The 4147-nt window shown below is 35.0% G+C and carries 4 protein-coding genes; 2 read left to right on the top strand and 2 right to left on the bottom strand.

All coding sequences use genetic code 11. The annotated features are described in order from the left end of the window. Positions 1-70 precede the first annotated feature (70 nt). On the top strand, positions 71-892 hold the full coding sequence (modA, locus tag V7127_RS25250; RefSeq protein ID WP_438824065.1) for a molybdate ABC transporter substrate-binding protein: 822 nt from the start codon (positions 71-73) through the stop codon (positions 890-892). 194 nt (positions 893-1086) lie between these two features. Beyond that, positions 1087-1740: a molybdate ABC transporter permease subunit gene (gene modB, locus V7127_RS25245; protein ID WP_335347501.1), complete on the top strand. Its 654-nt coding sequence runs from the start codon at positions 1087-1089 to the stop codon at positions 1738-1740. Between the two features lie 18 nt (positions 1741-1758). Here the strand turns inward: modB and V7127_RS25240 are convergent, their stop codons facing one another. Continuing rightward, complete coding sequence (locus V7127_RS25240; protein ID WP_335347502.1) at positions 1759-2913, bottom strand: D-alanyl-D-alanine carboxypeptidase family protein; 1155 nt, start codon at positions 2911-2913, stop codon at positions 1759-1761. Between the two features lie 153 nt (positions 2914-3066). Further along, positions 3067-4023 carry a hypothetical protein gene (locus tag V7127_RS25235; RefSeq protein ID WP_335490886.1) on the bottom strand — a complete coding sequence of 319 codons (957 nt, stop codon included), beginning with the start codon at positions 4021-4023 and terminating at the stop codon, positions 3067-3069. Positions 4024-4147 lie beyond the last annotated feature (124 nt).

The following is a 4147-nucleotide window of genomic DNA, read 5'->3' as shown; positions in this document are numbered from 1 at the left end:
AACTAATTATAATTAGTTATAATTAGTTATAACTAATTTGGTATAAACAAATTTAAGGGAGAGAAAAGTTATGAAAATAAAATTTACCTACGTAATAATGCTCTTATTATTACTAATGGCAGCTGGTTGTACAGCAGACAAGCCTACTGAACAATCTAATGAAAATAAAGTTAAACAAACTGAAAAAGAAGAAGAAAATATTGAGCTTACTATTTCAGCGGCTGCAAGTCTAGAAGATGCCCTTAATGAAATAAAGCCTCTTTTTGAAGAAAAAAATAAAAATATTAAGCTATTTTTTAACTTTGGTGGCTCTGGGGCTTTGCAAAAGCAAATCATCCAAGGCGCACCTGTAGACCTATTCTTTTCAGCAGCTGAGGATAAATATGATGAACTAGTTTCAAAAGGGATCATTGATGAAAACCAAGGTGTTGATAGGCTAGAAAACAAACTTGTCTTAATCATACCAAAAGAATCAAAAAATTCGATAGAAGGATTTAATGATCTTGCTAATCTTGGAAATGGAAAAGTAGCTTTAGGGACACCTGAGGCAGTACCAGCTGGAAATTATGGAAAACAAACACTTGAACATTTAGGTCTATGGGATCAAGTTCAGAGTAATATTGTATTTGCTAAAGATGTAAGACAAGTATTAACATATGTAGAAACGGGGAATGTCGAAGCGGGTCTTGTTTATAAGACAGATGCGTTAACATCTGATAAAGTGAAAGTAGTTGCGGAGGCAGATTCAGACAGCCATGACCCAATCGTTTACCCTGTTGGCATAATTAAAAATACAAAATATATGAAGGAAACAGAGCTTTTTTATCAATTTATTCAAGGAAAGGAATCTGAAGAGGTATTTGTTAAATATGGATTTAACTTTATTCAGTAAAAGTCTTCCACTTCTATAAGTGGGAAATGAATGCAAAAAAGGTATCAAATTCAGTGGAGGTTTAAATCCCAGCTGAATTAAGTTAAGCCTCCGGCGGATGCCTCAGATTTTTTAGAGGAAATTATCGAGCTTACTCGATAAAAATCTGGGCTCAATTTCGCCAAGGCGAAATTGATTGTATTGGATTGATTATTATGGATGAATTATTTCTATCACCTGTTCAACTTTCTATTAAAGTATCATTAATTTCTTTACTTTTTGTTTTTGTTACGGGTACATTGCTAGCAAAATTTATGTTAGAAAAAAACTTTAAGGGCAAAGTGATAGTGGAAACAATTTTTATGCTTCCACTTGTCCTCCCTCCAACCGTAATTGGGTTTTTATTAATTATTATTTTCGGAAATTCAAGTCCTGTTGGCAGATGGATTCAATCTATCTTCAATCATCCAATGATGTTTACATGGTGGGCTGCCGTCATTGCATCATCCATTGTCGCCCTGCCGCTGATGTATCAATCTGCGAAAACAGGATTTTCTGAAGTGGACCGAGGAATTAAAGAGGCTGCTAGAGTGGATGGAGCTGGAGAATGGACAATTTTTTTCTTAATTACGATGCCCCTTGCCTATAAATCATTAATAACTGGAGCTATATTAAGCTTCGCGAGGGCACTTGGGGAATTTGGCGCCACGTTAATGTTTGCCGGAAATATTCCTGGGAAGACACAAACGATGTCAACTGCTATTTATATGTCTATCGAATCAGGAAATATGAATCTTGCATGGGCTCTTGTAGGGACAATGATTGTCATTTCCTTCATCATGCTATTGCTTGTTTCGATTTTCAAATAAGAAAGCGATAAACGAATTTTATCCGTTTATCGCTTTTCTTATTTTTCGTACTCCTATAATTAGGACTCCGATTATTAAAAGTACCATTGCAAATTTCCCATAGTATCCCATCGTTATATGATCAGTTTGATCCATAATATATGGAGGAGTATCAGTTTTTTCTTCCTTTTTTTCAACAAGAGCAATTGATTGAATGACATCTCCCTTATTATTTGTTAATTGTAACTGACCATTTGAAGTTACATTTTTTTGATAGAAAGCAGATGGGATTGTAATTAAAACATCGTTATTATCAGTTGTAAAAGTTTTTCCCGCTGTCTGAAAAACAGCAGATTTACTTATATAAGAATGTTTAAACTGTTCAAATCCATAATCAAACAACGCCTCTGTATCTTCATATACCAAGTTATCATTCATCCCTTTCAAAACTATGGCCGTCAGTTCCATCTTGTTCTGAAGAGCTGTTGATGCAAGTGTGAATTTAGACTCAGGTACATACCCAGTCTTTCCTCCGTTTACTGCTTCATAGGGGATTTCTCCCTTAAGCATCAAATGATGGGTTAAGATTGTAGTGTCCCATGACTTCCCCTTCCATGCCAGTTCCTTCGTTCCGTAAATTTCTCTAAAGGTATTATTTTGAAGTGCATAATTCGTTATTTTAGCTAAATCCTTTGCCGTTGTATAATGATTTTCATTGAAAAGACCGTGTGGATTTGTGAAGTGTGTATTCTTTACCTTTACTTTTGAAGATAGATATTGGTTTATTCTATCTTCATATCGGTCTCCATCAAGATGCTCAGCGATGGCAGCAGCTGCATCATTTCCTGAGTTGATTAACATGCCCTGGATTAGCTTTTTTAATGGAACTTGCTCCCCTTCCTCTAAAAATACACTTGTCCCATCCGTATTAGCCGCACCTTTACTTACAGTAACTAGGTCCTCAAGATTCCCATTTTCTATAGCGTAAATGGCTGTGGCAATTTTAGTTAAGCTGGCTGGAAACATTTTATTGTCAGCATTTTTTTGAAATAACACCGCCCCTGTCTCAGAATCTACAAGTATCGCTGACTCACTTTTGATCTCGGGGCTAGAAACCGAAGCTGCTTTCACTACATGAGCAGCTTGTATACATAAATATAAAATTATCAGTGTTGAAAGAAAAGTTTTATTCATAATATTCCCATCCATATGATCTTATTCTTGTCCATTTTTGATTGTATCAAAACTTATTATTAATAGGAGAAAAATCATGAAAATGTTACATAACTGTTAATTTCAACATAATTATTGAAAAAAAATAAGCAATCCATCAGGATTACTTATCCGTTAACTGCAGCCTCCTCCACAGCTTGAACAGCTTGAATTTCCTCCGGAATCGCCGCTGGAATTACTGCCTGAATCTTTTGATGAGCAGCTGCTGCAGCCATATCCATAACAAGATGATCCTCCTCCGCTCGCCTTTGCCTGCTTTATTGGAATTAGCGGATTCATATCATGTGGGAATACTTCTGGTGAATACATGGAGAAAAATACAGCAGCAGGAAGAAGTTTATAATATTCTTTGTCTGCATTTATACGTGAATAGGAGCATTCATTTTCGTTATTCTTCATTATTTCTGCTTGAGATATTTCCTGTTTCATTTTACTGATTAAGTATTTTTTAATTTCTATCCAATCTTCTGTTGCTCTGAAATATCTATCTAAAAGTTCATCTTCTGGAAGATTTTTAAAATCTTGAAGAATTTCTGGCTTTATCGGATGCCTTAAAAATCCGCCCCAAAGCAAACGGCTATTTGTAGAGGACTGAAATACACTTAAATAAACCCAATCAAAAAAAGCTCTTTCTCCGGGAATCGGTTTTGAATCGATATTTGGTGTATGGTGTAAAAAACCTTTGTAAAACTTATGCGAAAACTTTTCATAATCCTTTGTAAACATAAGCATTTCATGCCAAATTTCGTCCACTCTCTCGCTAAACATCGGAACTGTTTTTAATAAACTGTTTAAAATAAAATATCTTTTCAACTCAAAATATGCCCATTCAAAATCGTGATCTGTCCAATTTGCGTTGTTTTGCAAAACACGAAGCTTTAATTGATTAACATTGGAGGAGGCTAAGGATGAGTGAAGGAGCTTTACGATATCCTTATCCCTAGGCTTTAAGATTCCTAGGTTTGCAGGAATCGGCTCATACTTTAGTTTAAATCTCCTTCTCTTTTTCCTGAGTTTTAAAAAGAAAAAAACAATCAGAACCCCAACCGCTAATAAGATAATGCCTTCCATATTCCATCCCCTTTCCGACATATGTATTAATTATATCTATATTATGTATAATTTTTACAGGTATTTCGGCTAAATCAGGAAGAATGTACTAGTCATTCAAAGTCTAATGAGGAATTATGAAGAA

The organism is Bacillus sp. JJ1773 (assembly GCF_036962035.1).
GTDB lineage: Bacteria > Bacillota > Bacilli > Bacillales > Cytobacillaceae > Cytobacillus.
The sequence above is the reverse complement of the archived record's forward strand: the minus strand, read 5'-3'. Positions and strand labels throughout refer to the sequence as shown.